General features: G+C 32.0%; 10 protein-coding genes. 4 read left to right on the top strand and 6 right to left on the bottom strand.

Annotation, left to right across the window (positions count from 1 at the left end; all coding sequences use genetic code 11):
• Positions 1–6 precede the first annotated feature (6 nt).
• Complete coding sequence (locus tag ACW9UN_RS12860; protein ID WP_459486702.1) at positions 7–4746, top strand: glycosyl hydrolase; 4740 nt, start codon at positions 7–9, stop codon at positions 4744–4746.
• 210 nt (positions 4747–4956) lie between these two features.
• Here ACW9UN_RS12860 and secA read toward each other — a convergent pair whose 3' ends face one another.
• From secA to ACW9UN_RS12840, 4 genes are all read right to left on the bottom strand, one after another.
• Positions 4957–8295, bottom strand: a complete 3339-nt coding sequence (secA, locus tag ACW9UN_RS12855; protein WP_459486701.1) for a preprotein translocase subunit SecA — start codon at positions 8293–8295, stop codon at positions 4957–4959.
• A 147-nt stretch (positions 8296–8442) separates the two neighbouring features.
• Positions 8443–8664, bottom strand: coding sequence for a DUF2795 domain-containing protein (locus ACW9UN_RS12850; RefSeq protein ID WP_015479930.1), 222 nt, complete (start codon positions 8662–8664; stop codon positions 8443–8445).
• A gap of 171 nt (positions 8665–8835) precedes the next feature.
• Positions 8836–9408 (bottom strand): cob(I)yrinic acid a,c-diamide adenosyltransferase, encoded by a 573-nt coding sequence (locus ACW9UN_RS12845; protein WP_459486700.1) that lies wholly within the window; start codon positions 9406–9408, stop codon positions 8836–8838.
• A 61-nt stretch (positions 9409–9469) separates the two neighbouring features.
• The gene (locus ACW9UN_RS12840; protein WP_459486699.1) at positions 9470–9925 is read right to left on the bottom strand and encodes a hypothetical protein; all 456 of its coding nucleotides are present in this window, start codon (positions 9923–9925) and stop codon (positions 9470–9472) included.
• A 117-nt stretch (positions 9926–10042) separates the two neighbouring features.
• Here ACW9UN_RS12840 and ACW9UN_RS12835 point away from each other — a divergent pair, with 117 nt between their 5' ends.
• Entirely contained in the window at positions 10043–10552 is a 510-nt protein-coding gene (locus ACW9UN_RS12835) for a DinB family protein (protein WP_459486698.1), read from the top strand.
• Positions 10553–10575: 23 nt separating this feature from the next.
• Positions 10576–10800 carry a DUF8828 family protein gene (locus ACW9UN_RS12830; RefSeq protein ID WP_459486697.1) on the top strand — a complete coding sequence of 75 codons (225 nt, stop codon included), beginning with the start codon at positions 10576–10578 and terminating at the stop codon, positions 10798–10800.
• A gap of 64 nt (positions 10801–10864) precedes the next feature.
• Here ACW9UN_RS12830 and ACW9UN_RS12825 read toward each other — a convergent pair whose 3' ends face one another.
• Both ACW9UN_RS12825 and uvrA read right to left on the bottom strand, forming a co-directional pair.
• Positions 10865–11209, bottom strand: coding sequence for a hypothetical protein (locus ACW9UN_RS12825; protein ID WP_459486696.1), 345 nt, complete (start codon positions 11207–11209; stop codon positions 10865–10867).
• Between the two features lie 443 nt (positions 11210–11652).
• Positions 11653–14445: an excinuclease ABC subunit UvrA gene (gene uvrA, locus ACW9UN_RS12820; RefSeq protein ID WP_459486695.1), complete on the bottom strand. Its 2793-nt coding sequence runs from the start codon at positions 14443–14445 to the stop codon at positions 11653–11655.
• 220 nt (positions 14446–14665) lie between these two features.
• On the opposite strand from uvrA, the gene ACW9UN_RS12815 reads away from it, so the two are divergent.
• Positions 14666–15250 carry an RNA polymerase sigma factor gene (locus ACW9UN_RS12815; protein ID WP_459486765.1) on the top strand — a complete coding sequence of 195 codons (585 nt, stop codon included), beginning with the start codon at positions 14666–14668 and terminating at the stop codon, positions 15248–15250.
• Positions 15251–16048: the final 798 nt, after the last annotated feature.

The following is a 16048-nucleotide window of genomic DNA, read 5'->3' as shown; positions in this document are numbered from 1 at the left end:
GCCACTATGCATAAACTATTGATATTCTTTTTCTGTCTTTTTTCAATGTTTGCAATTGCACAAACTACTCAAGTAGGTAGTGGTAGCTATACCAATACTTATCCAGGAGCAGATAGTGCAGGTAGAAATGGTTTTCCATCAGGATCACCACAAATCACAGGGAATGCAGTTGGCAAACCAATTCCTACAAACGATTGGTGGTCTAAATTAATCAAAGAAAATCACGCAGATAATTTGTTCAATTATCCAATGACCATGAAAACCACAAATACAGGTTTAATTGTTACCTATATTCCTTGGGGTGTTATTGGCGATTCTGCACCAATAGAGGTGGGCTTAACAGGTTTGAATACAGATAAAACTACAGTTTCAGATTATTCAGATTGGACAGTAACTATGAATTGGAAAGATGGTGATAATGAGTTAAAAGCAACTTCGGGAATTGGAATGCCTTTTGTCTACTACGAAAAAGATGCAGATGATGTTGTTCAAATCAAAGTAAATTCAGGTTCAGCGTCAATCAATAACGAAATTTTAATCATAGAAAATGCTTCGAGTGGACAAGATTTTGTTTTTTATGCGCCATCAGGAAGTACTTGGTTACAATCAGGAAGTACTTATACATCCACTTTAAACGGAAAGACCTATTGGTCTATGGCAATGCTACCACAAAATACAGCCAATGTTGCAAGTGTAGCTCAAGATATGCAAAAATATGCTTATGTTTTTCCTGCAAATACAACTACATCTTGGTCTTATAACGAAAGTAGCTCAAAGGTAACCACAACATTTTCAGTATCTACAGATATAAAAGAAGGTACAGAAGATAAAATGTTATTGGGTTTATTGCCTCATCAATGGTACAATTTAACATCAAGTTCACCAGTGCCAAATGCATATACTTACAGTTCTGTTAGAGGGGAATTAAAAATGCTTGCAGAAAATAGTTTTATTGTTGAAAATACATTTAAAGGTATTTTACCAACTATTCCGTATTTAGCAAATTATAGTAATGGTTTTAGTCCAGCTGATTTAGATGCTAAAATATCTCAAATCGAAAATGATGGTTTAGCAACTTGGACAGATTCTTACAATGAAGGTCAAGTAATGAATCGTTTGATACAAACTGCTAGAATTGCAAATCAAACAGGAAATATAGAGGCAAGAGATAAAATGATTGCTACTGTTAAAGAACGTTTAGAAGATTGGTTAACGTATGAATCTGGAGAAACAGCATTTCTATTTTATTACAATGATACTTGGTCTGCATTATTGGGTTATCCATCAGGTCATGGGCAAGACACTAATCTTAACGATCATCATTTTCATTGGGGTTATTTTATTCATGCAGCAGCTTTTATGGAACAATATGAACCAGGTTGGGCAACAAAATGGGGACCAATGATTAATACTTTAATTAATGATGCAGCATCTGCAGATAGAAATGACGATAAATTCCCTTTTTTAAGAAACTTTAGTCCTTATGCAGGGCATAGTTGGGCAAATGGTTTTGCTACTTTTCCTCAAGGAAACGACCAGGAATCTACTTCAGAAAGTATGCAATTTGCATCATCATTAATTCACTGGGGAACTATTACCGATAATAATGAAATTAGAGATTTAGGAATTTACATTTATACAACAGAACAAACTGCGATTGAAGAATATTGGTTTGATATGTACGAACGTAATTTTAGAGCAGAACAGCAATTTAGTTTGGTATCAAGAGTTTGGGGGAATTCTTATGATAATGGTACTTTTTGGACAGCAGACATTGCAGCTTCTTATGGTATCGAAATGTATCCAATTCACGGAGGTTCTTTTTATTTAGGGCATAATCAACAATATGCACAAAAATTATGGACAGAAATTTCACAAAACACTGGTGTTTTAAGTAAAGAAGATAATGATAATTTATGGCACGATACCTATTGGAAATATTTATCAATGGTAAACCCAAAAGAAGCTGTAAATTTATACAACGCATACCCAGAGCGTAACCTAAAATTTGGTATTTCTGATGCACAAACCTATCATTGGTTACATTCTGTAAATGCAATGGGAGTTGTTGATGCCACAATTACAGCAGATTATCCTATTGCTGGGGTATTTAAACAAAATGGAGAAACTACATATGTAGCACATAACTATTCTGATAATGAAATTATAGTTACGTTTTCTGACGGATTTCAATTAACAGTTCCTGCGCATCAAATGAAAACGAATAGAGATGTTGATGTTTCTGGAGTGTTAACTTCGGATTTTTCTCAGGCTTTTCCAAACGGAAGTGTTAATTTATCTGTAACAACAACTGGAAGTAACATCACAAAAGTAGAATTTTTTGATGGAACCACTTCTATTGGAGAAGATACTACAGCACCATATCAATTAAAAGCAGAGAATTTAACGCTAGGTGTTCACGGGTTTTATGCAAAAGTATATGTGGATAGTCAGTTTAATGTAACCAACATTGTAGAAGTGCAAGTTGGTGAGCAAGTACCGTATTCAGGTACACCAATTGCAATACCTGGAACTTTAGAACCTGGTTTTTATGATAAGTTTGAAGGTGGAAATGGACAAAATATTGCTTATGTTGATACTTCAGTAGGTAATAATGGCGATTTTAGAACTGATGAAAATGTAGATGCAATTTTGGTTGATGGAGAAGGAGCAACTGTGGGTTGGTTAGCTTCTGGAGAATGGATGGAATACACAGTTGATGTTGCAACTGTTGGTAACTATGACTTAAGTTATAGGTATGCTTCTGGTAACCAGAGTGGAGGAGGTCCTTTTTATTTTGAAGTTGATGGAACTAAAATTAGCCAAGATATTGCTGTGCCTTATTCTGGTGATTGGGATGTTTGGAAAACAGAAACTGTTTCTAATGTTCAATTAAGAAAAGGAAAAAATGTATTGCGATTATTTATAGAAAATGGCGAGTTTAATTTAGGTAAATTAACATTTACTTACAGCAGTGCGTTATCATTTACGCCTCCAGTAGCCATTGCAGGTGATAACATTTCTGTAATTTCACCAAATACATCAACTATTTTAGATGGATCTGCAAGTAATGATCCAGAAGGGCAAACCATCACTTACAATTGGACACAAGTATATGGTCCTACAATTATATCGTTTGATGACAACAAAATAGCATCACCAACTATTTCTAATTTAGTAGATGGTGTTTATAAGTGTAAGTTAACGGTTAGTGATGGTAGCTACCAAGATACAGATGAAGTTTTGGTTATTGTATCAGCTTCAGGTAATTTAAGTCCTTCTATTTCAATAAATTCACCAAGTAATAATACTGCTTTTAAAGAAGGGCAAGACATTACTTTTACTACAATCTCCAATGATTTAGATGGTAGTATTACTTTAGTAGAATTTTTTAACGGAAATACAAAAATAGGAGAAACAACTGCATCACCATTTAATTTTACTTGGTCATATGCTTCTTTAGGTAATCATCAAATTACAGCAGTTGCTACCGATAATTTAGGGGCAAAAACAACATCATCAGTAGTTAATATATCTGTAAACGAAGAAAAGAAATGTTCAGAAGTTTCGTCAGAAGCACAACAAGGTGCATTTTCTCAAGGGTATAGAGTAACTTTTGAAACAATTGGGACTTCAGTAGAAATACAATTTGAATTGTTAGACACTGATAAAACTGGTGTAATTGCTTATTTATGGAAACAATCTCCATTTGCAGAAACTCAAATGAATCAAGAATCAGGTCTTATTTTTAAAAGTACTGTTGGCGGAGTTTCAGTTGGCGAAACCATAAGTTATGCTTGTAAATTTGCGTATGCAGGTGGTTTGTCTGCAACAAAATATTTTTCTTATCAAGTTGGTAGTAGTTGTACAGGTAGTTCATCAGATACAACTGCACCAGAAAATTTTACAGCAACAGTAGGCAATGTCACTGCAACTACTGTAGAATTTGTATTGAATGGTACAGATGATTCTGGTAAAGTGATTTACGAAATTGACTATAATGGTAATTCAGAATCGGTAAATGCAACCTCAGGTGAGCAGAATTCTTATACAGTTACGGGTTTATCTCCAAATACAGACTATACTTTTACTATAAAAGCAAAAGATTTATCTGGCAATGTTGCCACAAATAATCCTATTGTTTTGAATGCAAAAACCACAGAAAATACTAATACAGATTGTGCTGGTTTTGCAAGCGATGCTATAGAAGGAGCTTTTTCTTTAGGATACAATTATGAGTTTACCACAAACGGTTCTAGTGTAACAATTACTTTTGAGCTTTTAGATGCTGATAAAACAGGTTTGGTAGCCTATTTATGGAAACAATCTCCTTTTGCTGAAACACAAATGAGTTTAGTATCTGGAAAAAAATTCTCACATACTATTAATGGTTTAACAAATGGAGAAACCATAAGTTACGCTTGTAAATTTGCTTTTGCTGGTGGTTTGGCTGTAACAAAATATTTTTCTTACAAAGTTGGTAATACATGTACTTTAAATACAGAAAATAATGGGTTAGCAGCATCTTTGGAGATGTATCCAAATCCGGTTAAAAATATTCTAAATGTAAAATCGAAAACATTACAAGTTTCTAAAATTGAAATTTACTCAGTATTAGGTAAAAAGATGAAAGTATTTACTGCAAATCTTACAAAAATTGATGTAGAAGATTTATCCAATGGTTTGTATTTGATAAAAGTTTTTGCTGATGATGTAAGTTATACAACAAAGTTTATCAAAGAATAAAATTAGTCCTCCAATTTCAGTGAAAGAGGCTGTCTGAGAAGTATTAAAATTTGTCATTTCGACTGTAATTGAGAAATCTTATTTATTGACAATTAAATATATAGATTTTTCGACTTCGATCAAAATGACATTCAAACCTACTTTTCAGACAGCCTCTTTTGTTTTTATCAATTTTGTCAATCCTGCATTGGCAGGAATGATAAGCATTAGTTATTTATTTACTAAAACAAATTCTCCTTTTTCTATTAAAGGAATAGCTTGCTTATACTTAACCACTTTTTCTTCGCCACTCATTACATTTTTAATGGTAACACGTTCGTTTCTACCAATTTTTGGTTGCTCTCTAACCACAGTTTCCACTGGTTCCTGTTGTTGCTGACGTGAATTTTGAATGGCTTGTTCAGTAGTGTTTTGAACATCAGCTTTGCTAGTATTTAATTGCTCTCTTTTTTGTTGACGAGCTTCAGAAATTTGACTCGATTGCTGAGGTAATTCTCCTTTAAATAAGAATGATAATACTTCTTTATTAATTTGATCTACAGTTAATTTAAACAATTCAAAAGCTTCGAATTTATAAATTAATAAAGGATCTTTTTGCTCGTAAGAGGCATTTTGAACAGATTGTTTCAACTCATCCATTTTACGCAAATGCTCTTTCCAGTTTTCATCAATAATCGCTAAAGTGATGTTCTTTTCAAAGTCAGTTATTAAAGATTTTCCTTCACTTTCGTAAGCTTCTTTTAGGTTGGTAACTACTTGTAAAGATTTAATTCCGTCTGTAAAAGGTACTACAATTCGTTCATATCGATCACCTTCATTTTCGTAAACATCTTTAATAACAGGCAAAGCTAAAACAGCATTTCTTTCAATTTTTGCTTTATAGTGTTCTGTAACAATGTCGTACAATTTGTCTGCTAATTCTTTTTCAGACATTTTATGAAACTCATCCTCAGAAAAAGGAGAAGTCATCGAAGAGAATTTGATCAATTCAAACTCAAAATTCTGAAAATCTTTTATAGATTTATTACTGTTGATGATAGATTCGCAAGTATCATAAATCATATTTGCAATATCTACTTGTAAGCGTTTACCATCTAACGCATTACGTCTTCTTTTGTAAACGAACTCACGTTGCGCATTCATAATATCATCATACTCTAACAAACGCTTTCTAATACCAAAGTTGTTTTCTTCAACTTTCTTTTGAGCTCTTTCAATAGATTTGGTAATCATAGAATGCTGAATAACTTCCCCTTCTTTTAAGCCCATTCTATCCATCATTTTGGCAATTCTATCAGAACCAAACAAACGCATTAAGTTATCGTCTAAAGCTACGTAAAATTGAGAAGAACCAACATCACCTTGTCTTCCTGCACGTCCTCTTAACTGTCTGTCTACACGTCTAGAATCGTGTCTTTCTGTACCAATAATCGCTAAACCACCAGCTTCTTTTACTTCTTTAGATAGTTTAATATCTGTTCCACGACCAGCCATGTTTGTTGCAATAGTTACCTGGCCAGGTTTACCCGCTTCTGCAACTACATCTGCTTCACGTTTGTGTAATTTTGCATTTAATATATTATGAGGAATTTTACGCATTTGTAACATTCTACCCAATAATTCTGAGATTTCTACAGAAGTGGTACCTACTAAAACAGGTCTGTTTTGCTCTACTAACTTTACAACATCCTCAATAACTGCATTGTATTTTTCGCGAGCAGTTTTGTACACTAAATCTTCTTTATCTTCTCTTTGAATTGGTTTATTCGTCGGAATTTCTACAACATCTAATTTATAGATTTCCCATAACTCACCAGCTTCTGTAATCGCAGTTCCTGTCATACCAGAAAGTTTACGATACATTCTAAAATAATTTTGTAAAGTTACTGTTGCAAAGGTTTGTGTAGCATCTTCAATTTTACAATTTTCTTTTGCTTCTATGGCTTGATGTAATCCGTCTGAATAACGACGACCATCCATAATACGACCTGTTTGCTCGTCTACAATCATTACTTTATTATCCATTACCACATATTCCACATCTTTTTCAAAAACAGTATATGCTTTTAAAAGTTGATTCATAGTATGGATTCGCTCGCTTTTTATGCTAAAGTCTTTGTATAATTCTTCTTTCTGAGCTGCTTTTTCTTCTTTGCTTTTCTCAGAATTATCAATTTCTCCAATTTTTACGCCAATATCTGGTAATACAAAAAAGGTATCGTTATTTGTTTTTTCTGATAAATGCGCAATTCCTTTATCAGTTAAATCAATTTGATTATTTTTTTCTTCTACAACAAACCATAAGTCCTCATCTACTTCAGGCATCAATTTATTATTGTCTTGCATATAGAAGTTTTCTGTTTTTTGCAAGATTTGTTTGATTCCTTCTTGCGATAAAAACTTGATTAAAGCCTTGTTTTTAGGCAAACCTCTATATACTCTCAATAATAATTTACCCCCTTCTTTATCATCACCAGCAGTTATTAGTTTTTTAGCCTCAGCTAAAACGCCAACCAAATGCTTTTTTTGTAAACTAACTAAATCAGCAACCAAAGGTTTTAAATCGTTGAACTCGTGTCTGTCTCCTTGTGGAACAGGACCAGATATAATTAAAGGTGTTCTTGCATCATCAATTAAAACAGAATCAACTTCATCAATAATGGCATAATTGGGTGCTCTTTGTACTAAATCGTCTTTAGAACTCGCCATATTATCACGTAAATAATCGAAACCAAATTCGTTATTTGTACCATACGTAATGTCTGCATTATACGCTTTTCTACGTGCATCTGAGTTTGGTTGATGAAAATCGATACAATCTGTAGACAAACCATGAAACTCAAAAATAGGCGCCATCCAAGCTCTATCACGTTTTGCTAAATAATCATTTACGGTAACTACGTGCACTCCATTTCCTGTTAAAGCATTCAAATACACAGGTAAGGTAGAAACTAAGGTTTTACCTTCTCCTGTCATCATTTCTGCAATTTTACCTTGGTGTAAAACAGAACCACCAATTAATTGTACATCATAATGAATCATGTCCCAAGTAACAGGTTTCCCTGCAGCATCCCAAGAATTTGCCCAATACGCTTTATCACCTTCTAAAGAAATATGTTCGTTTTCTGCAGACAATTCTCTATCAAAAGGTGTGGCTGTCACTTCTATTTCTTCGTTTTCTACAAAACGTTTTGCAGTTTCTTTAATCACAGCAAAGGCCTCTGGCATAATTTCAGCTAAAGTAGCTTCAGAAATGGTATATGCTTCGTCTTTTAAAGCATCTATTTCTGTATAAATATCTTCTTGTCTGTCTATATCTGCATCTTTAGCTTCTTGTTCTAATGCAGTAATTTTATCGTCTAATGCTGCAGTAGCTGCTTTAATTTTATTTTTAAAGGCTTGTGTTTTTGCTCTTAATTCATCGTGAGAAAGTTGAGAAAGTGCCGCTTCAAACTTCTTTACATTATCTACAATTGGCTGTAAACCTTTTAAATCTTTTTGTTGTTTATCGCCAACAAAAAGTTTAATTACTGAATCTAAAATACCCATTTATTTGTATGTTTTTTAGTTACTTAAGGTAACTATATTTGTTTTTTTAAATTTTAAAAATAGATGTATGAACCTTTTATTTTTTTTAAATAAAAGAAAAACAAAAAAAAAGCCTCTTTAGAGACTTTTTATATTTTATTGTTTTGTTTAGTATTCATCCTCATTCCAAAGATAATCATCTTCTGTGGGATAATCTGGCCAAATTTCTATGATAGAATCATAAGCATCACCTTCATCTTCTATATCCTGTAAGTTTTCTACTACTTCTAAAGGAGCTCCTGTTCTAATAGCGTAATCTATTAACTCGTCTTTGGTTGCTGGCCAAGGCGCATCTGCTAAATAAGATGCTAATTCTAATGTCCAATACATTTCTTATCGTTTAATTTTGTGCAAAAATAATTTTTTTACTGAATTATGCAAGTCTTTTTTAAGAAATATACGATGAAGTTATTGTTAATTTTTATGAGGTGTTGTAAATCAGTGTTTTGGTTACATTATAAAAGATTGAATAACTTCAAAATCGATAAAAAAAGAACTTAGTTATTGTTTTGTAGGAATCCATTTAATTTCCGCTACTGATAAGTCTTTAGACAATTTTCGTGCCAACACAAAAAGAAAGTCAGAAAGTCGGTTTAAGTATTTTAAGATGTCATTGTTAATAATTTCTTGGTCGTTTAATTCTACAGAAAGGCGTTCTGCTCGTCTGCAAACACACCTAGCAACGTGACAGAATGACACTGCTTGATGACCACCAGGTAAAATAAAATGCGTCATTTGTGGGAGTACTGCATCCATTTTATCAATTTCATTTTCTAAAAACTGTATCGAATTTTCATCAACTTTAGGAATATTTAAACGCTCTTTACCCGATTTTAAAGTTTCTTTTTCTGCAGGTGTAGCCAACATGGCACCCAATGTAAATAACTCGTTTTGAATGTTTAACAGAACTTCTTTAATTGAATCACTTATTTCTTGGTCTTTTATTAATCCAATATAAGAGTTCAATTCATCTACAGTTCCGTAACTTTCTATACGTAAATTATATTTTTTTACTCTTGTACCCCCAAATAACCCTGTAGTACCATTATCACCTGTTTTTGTATATATTTTCATTATAACGAGTTTCGTAATTTAAAAAGTCGTAAAGTTACAAAGTTTAAGTTGTAAGAAAGTGTTAAACTCGTATTCTAAAATGTTCTTTGGCTTGTGCTGTTCTAAAAAATATCAATCCGAAATAAAATAAATCTACAGTTACAATTCCTTCTGTATTTGATATAAATTGGTGCCAATCTTCTAAAGAGGTTTTTGTTTGATAAAGATGATCTACCAAAACAATATGTTTAGCATTAAAGCCGGTTGTATTTATTTTTTTTAATTGTTTTGTTTTGTTGATGTACAATAATTTATAAGTATTCCTTTTTTTTGAGAACGGAACAACATCAAAATCAATAGTAGCAATCTTAAAATAAATTAGAATTTTAGATAGTATTCTTTTTTGTTTTTTTGATAATTCTTGTAGCTGAGGATAAGCATCAAAAGAAACTGTTTTCGTGTTTTTTTGATACAATCCTTTAGTAACCAAAGAAAATACAAACGGAGAGTGAATTCCATGTTGATTTGTAGATTTCAATAAAAATGTAAGGTAAGATAAAGTAGAAAAAAACATGATATTTTAAATGATGTTATGCAAAATTAGTTTTTTAAAATGATTAAATTCGCCTGAACAAACATACATAAATCTAATGATATGATTTCAGAAAATGAATATGCACCTTACTACAAGCAATACATTTTACCCATAGAAAAAAATGGCAAATCTTTACTCGATAATTTGTACGATACTCAAAAAGAGTTTGAAAATACGTTGAGATATGTACCCAAAGAAAAAGGAGATTACGCGTATGCAGAAGGCAAATGGACGTTAAAAGAATTGGTGCAGCATGTTATAGACACAGAACGTGTTTTTTGTTACAGAGCTTTAAGTTTTGCAAGAGGAGATAACACTGCTTTACCTGGTTTTGATGAGAATTTTTTTGTTGCTAACTCTGATGCAAACCAAAGAGACTATTATGATTTGTTAGACGAAATGGATGCTTTAAGAATCAGTACAATTCATCTTTTTGAAAGTTTTTCTGATGTTAAGTTGTTAAAGATGGGGGTAGCTTCTGGTAACAAAATGTCTGTTAGAGCATTAGGATTTCTTTTTTCTGGACATCAAATGCATCATTTAAATATAGTTAATGAAAGATATTTGTAAGTTTGCAGAAATAATTTGATAAAATGGATTTACCAAAATTTTTATTGGCAGATAATAGCCAATTTCCTGAAGATATTTTTGTATTGCATACAGAATTTCCACGTTTTATGATTAATCTAAAAGATGATGAAGTAGAGTGGTTCGAAGATTTAACAGGAGAAAACGAAGAAGATATTGCCACAGAATTGGCAGATTTAATGGATAAAGCTGGTGAGTTTTACGATGCTGAAATGAAGTTATACGAATAAAAAAATGCCTAAATTAGTATTTAAACTAATATTAGGCACCAACTAACCAACCAGTTGTTTTTTTCTAAGAAGCTTTTAATTTTACTGGAATCTTATAGATTTCTCCTTTTTTAACGCCTTTTACGTTAACCTTTTTGTAGTTCAATTTACTTTTTACCATAGTATTGAACTCTTTTACTTTAGAGTCTACAGAAATAATTACAATTTCATTTTTATTATTTACCATAAATGAAATTTCTCCAGATGTAGATTCTTGTAACTGTACTTGAACTTTGTTACCCAACATTGCAACTAATTCTGTTCTAAGTTGTGTGGTGATTTTTGAAGGTTTTTTTTCAGTTGCATTGGCTGAAAAAGTGGTTGCTAATGTAATTGCGATAATAGCGATGATTGATTTTAAATTTCTCATAATAAGCGTGTTAAGTTAAATGTTATACACCTAAAAGACGTCCGTTACTTAAAAACGTTTCACCTAAAATATCACTTTAATATACTATTAACATATTTCTGATGGTATTAACAGATTTTAACGATTTTTATATAAAGAATACTAGATTAACATGAGTTCGATTTAAAACTGCTGCTTATTCATACATTATAATTTTTATTCTTTAAAACGAGTCATTTCAACTGAACTAGAGAAATTTAAGTTTGAGATTTCTTAACGACACCATTTGCTACGCAAACAGCTTTTAATAAACATTGAATTTTATTTTAGTAATGTTGGAAATGACTACAGTTTAATTTACAAACCAATAATTAGCCTATGTAAACCCTTAGGTTATAAAAGATTCTCTAAAAAAACGAACTTGTATAATTTAAGATGAATAAAAGACGATAGGTTCTGTAGCGTTAAAAACGTAATTTTTCTGCCAAATATTTAGAAGTATACGATGTTTTGTTTTTCGCCAATTGTTCTGGAGTTCCTTGAAAAATAAGCTTTCCGCCATTTTTACCACCTTCTAAACCTAAATCTATAATATAATCTGCGCATTTAATCAGTTCTATATTGTGTTCAATAACCACTACAGAATGTCCTCGTTCTATTAAAGCATTAAAAGAAGCCAATAATTTTTTAATATCGTGAAAATGTAAACCAGTGGTGGGTTCATCAAAAATAAATAGGGCTTTGTCTTTGGTGTTTCCTTTTACTAAAAATGAAGCCAATTTAATTCGCTGGGCTTCACCACCAGAAAGGGTAGAAGAAGATTGTCCTAAAGTTACATACCCCAAACCAACATCTTGCAAAGGTTTTAGTTTGTTGGCAATTTTAGGTACTAAATTTTCTGAGAAAAAAGCAACAGCATCATCAATCGTTAAATTTAAAATATCATCTATAGATTTATTATCAAACTTAACTTCTAAAACCTCTTTCTTAAAACGTTTTCCATTACAAACATCGCATTCTAAATGCACATCTGCCATAAATTGCATTTCTATGGTCACTTCGCCTTCGCCTTTGCAAACTTCACAACGTCCACCTTCTACATTAAAAGAAAAATGTTTGGGTTTGTAGTTTCTTATTTTTGAGATTTTCTGATTCGAAAAAAGCGCACGAATATCATCATAAGCCTTAATATACGTAACAGGATTAGAACGTGATGAACGCCCAATAGGATTTTGATCTATAAACTCAACGTGTTTTAAAGTATCGAAACTGCCTTTTATTTCTGTGTGTTGTCCAATTTTATCTCCATAACCAGTAATCTTTTTTTGCATGGCAGGATATAGAATTTTCTTTACCAATGTACTTTTTCCAGATCCTGAAACTCCTGTAATTACAGACAAACAATTTAGTGGAAAAGTAACATCTATATTTTGTAAATTGTGTTCTCTTGCACCAATAATCTGAATGTTATTTTTTGATGTTCTTCGTTTTGTTGGTACATCAATTTTTAAATCTTCATTTAAGTATTTAGCGGTTAACGAGCCCGATTTTAATATTTCATTAAAAGTACCTTCTGCAACTACATTTCCTCCAAAAGTTCCTGCTTCTGGGCCAATATCTATAATGTAATCCGCTTCTTTCATAATATCTTCATCGTGCTCAACTACAACAACAGTGTTTCCTAAATCGCGTAGATTTTTTAAAACACCAATCAAACGTTCTGTGTCTTTTGGATGCAAACCAATACTAGGTTCATCTAAAATATACATAGAGCCTACCAAAGAACTCCCTAAAGAAGTCGCCAAATTAATACGCTGACTCTCGCCACCAGAAAGAGTGTTCGAAGTTCTGTTGATGGTTAAATAAGAGAGACCAACATCGGTTAAAAATTGCAAACGATTATTGATTTCGGTTAACAAACGTTTTCCTATTTTCTCTTGATATTTGTCTAATGTTAAGTTTTTAAAAAACACAGCCAATTCATCTAAAGGCAATGAAACCAAATCTGAAATGGTTTTTTCGTTTATTTTTACATAATCTGCTTCTTTGCGTAAACGTTTGCCATTACAAGTTGTACATTTTGTTTTGCCTCGATAACGAGAAAGCATTACGCGATTCTGAATTTTATAGCTTTTTTCTTCTAAAACCGAAAAGAAATGATGAATGCCGTTAAAAGATGTGTTGCCATTCCAAACCAATTCTTTTTGTTTTTCTGTTAACTCAAACCAAGGTTTGTGAATCGGAATATCAAATTGATAGGCCACTGAAATCAAAGCTTCTTTATAATGCACATAAGAAGGCGTTTTAAACGGAAAAATGGCATCCTCAAAAATAGACAAACCTGTATTGGGTATTACTAAATCTTCATCAATACCAATTACATTTCCATAACCTTCGCAAGTTGGGCAGGCTCCATAAGGATTGTTAAAACTAAATAAATGCGTATTGGGTTCTAAAAAAGACATTCCGTCTAAATCGAATTTATTGCTAAACTCAGAAACTTTATGATCAGTTAAGTTTTCTATAAAACAAATTCCTTTGCCCTCAAAAAAAGCAGTTTGTATGGCATCTGCCAATCTGTTGTAAAAATCCTCATCATGTTTAGTCACAATTCTATCCACTACTAAAAAGATAGCTTCGTTTTTATACTCCTCTTGAGGAAAATCTGAGATTCGATACACAGCATCCTTCCATTTTAATCTGGCATAACCTTGTTGTTCTAAAACTTGTAAAACGGTTTTTAAATCGCGGTTTTCATCAATAGTAATTGGTGCAAGGAGTAATAATTTTGTACGCTCTTTAAATTCTTTTATAAAATTAACAACATCAGAAACCGTATCTTTTTTTACTTCTTTACCAGAAATAGGCGAGTAGGTTTTACCAATTCTGGCATATAATAATTTTATATAATCGTAAATTTCTGTTGATGTACCTACTGTAGAACGTGGATTTGTAGAATTTACTTTTTGCTCAATAGCAATTGCTGGTGCAATACCTTTTATATAATCTACTTTTGGTTTGTGTAATTTTCCTAAAAATTGACGTGCATAAGAAGATAAACTTTCTACATATCGTCTTTGGCCTTCTGCATACAAAGTATCGAAAGCCAATGAAGATTTACCAGAACCAGACAAACCCGTAATTACAACCAATTTGTTTCTTGGTATAACAACATCAATATTTTTTAAATTGTGGAGTTTTGCTCCTTTAATGATTATGTTTTCTTTAGGATTTACAGTAGAAATATCTTGCTTCATGCATTAAAAATATAAGTGATAAAAATACCACTATTTTCAAGGACTTTAAAAAAAGATTACTGCCAAATTTGTTAAAAAGTTTGATGGATTAAAAATAAAAGTTATATTTGAACACTTAATATTCACTAAATTAGACGCATATACTAAAAAACTACTTTAAAAATTATTAGTTAGAATAATAAAAATGAAGAACAACTTGTTCTTCAAACAAGTAGTTATGATGCAAAAAAAAACCATTTCAGATAGTACTTTAGTAAGTGATTATATTAAAGGAAATGAAGTAGCACTTAGTCTTTTAATAAAAAGGCACCAACAAAGATTATTTAGCTTTATTTACAGTAAAGTAAAAGATAAAGACATTACAGAAGATATTTTTCAAGACACTTTTATTAAGGTAATTAGAACCTTAAAAAAAGGAAATTATAACGAAGAAGGTAAGTTTTTACCTTGGGTAATGCGTATTGCACATAATTTGGTGATCGATTATTTTAGAAAATCGAGTAGAATGCCCGCATTTAACACAACAGATGAATTTGATATTTTTTCTGTTTTGGGTGATGGAAATCTAAATGCAGAAAAACAGCTTATACAAGAACAAATTTTTGCTGATGTTAGAGAGCTGGTAAAAGAATTACCCGAAGAACAAAAAGAAGTTTTGGTAATGCGTATGTATAAAGACATGAGTTTTAAAGAAATAAGCGAAAATACAGGCGTTAGCATTAATACAGCACTAGGTAGAATGCGATATGCCCTTATAAATATGCGTAAATTAATAGAAAAAAATAAAATTATTTTAGTAAACTAACAATAAAGGTAAAATACCATCGTTACTTATTTATAACCAAGTTATTAAATACTATATATGATGCAACTTTACTCAAAAAAGTCATCTGAAATTCAGATGCAACCTAAACAAGAAACAGTTCAATTTTTGATTAATTTTTCCAAATCGCTAACTATTGTAAAAACAAAATCAAAAGGTTTCATTGAATTGAATTTGAATTAAGAGAGGAAAAAGCTTCAACACACGTTGGGGCTTTTTTCATTTATAATGTTCACGTTTAGTACTACTGTCATTTCGATTATTACTGAAATCAAAATATATTTTGATTGAAAGTACCTTGCGTAGCAAATAGCGGAATAGAGAAATCTACCAACATAAACCGTCAACGAACAACCAAAAACGAAAAACGAAATACCATCAGCCAACAACAAGATTCCTCACAAGGTCGGAATGACAAGCTGAATGTCATTTCGAGTGAAGTGCTAACGAAACCGAGAAATCTATTAAGATATACCATCAACCAAAAATCAAAACCAAGATTCCTCCACAAGGTCGGAATGACAGAGAGATTTCGCCATAACGTCGAGATGACAAGGAGGTTCCTCCATTGCAGTCGGTATGTTATTGCAGCCTGTCATTTCGAGCGGAGCGATAGCGAAGTCGAGAAATCTACCAACATAAACCGTCAACAAAAAACAAACAACGAACAACAAGATTCCTCCACAAGGTCTTAATGACAGAGAGATCTCTCCATAAAGTCGAGATGACAAGGAGATTCCTCCATTGCAGTCGGAATGACATTACCGCCTGTCATTTCGA

Source organism: Polaribacter litoreus (genome assembly GCF_054584775.1).
This window is presented reverse-complemented; position numbering and strand designations above follow the sequence as displayed.

Bases quoted from the DNA above. Each gene is read 5' to 3' on its own strand.
- ACW9UN_RS12860 (WP_459486702.1), top strand. From the start codon at position 7: ATGCATAAACTATTGATATTCTTTTTCTGTCTTTTTTCAATGTTTGCA.
- secA (WP_459486701.1), bottom strand. From the start codon at position 8,295: ATGGGTATTTTAGATTCAGTAATTAAACTTTTTGTTGGCGATAAACAA.
- ACW9UN_RS12850 (WP_015479930.1), bottom strand. From the start codon at position 8,664: ATGTATTGGACATTAGAATTAGCATCTTATTTAGCAGATGCGCCTTGG.
- ACW9UN_RS12845 (WP_459486700.1), bottom strand. From the start codon at position 9,408: ATGAAAATATATACAAAAACAGGTGATAATGGTACTACAGGGTTATTT.
- ACW9UN_RS12835 (WP_459486698.1), top strand. From the start codon at position 10,043: ATGATTTCAGAAAATGAATATGCACCTTACTACAAGCAATACATTTTA.
- ACW9UN_RS12830 (WP_459486697.1), top strand. From the start codon at position 10,576: ATGGATTTACCAAAATTTTTATTGGCAGATAATAGCCAATTTCCTGAA.
- ACW9UN_RS12825 (WP_459486696.1), bottom strand. From the start codon at position 11,209: ATGAGAAATTTAAAATCAATCATCGCTATTATCGCAATTACATTAGCA.
- uvrA (WP_459486695.1), bottom strand. From the start codon at position 14,445: ATGAAGCAAGATATTTCTACTGTAAATCCTAAAGAAAACATAATCATT.
- ACW9UN_RS12815 (WP_459486765.1), top strand. From the start codon at position 14,666: ATGCAAAAAAAAACCATTTCAGATAGTACTTTAGTAAGTGATTATATT.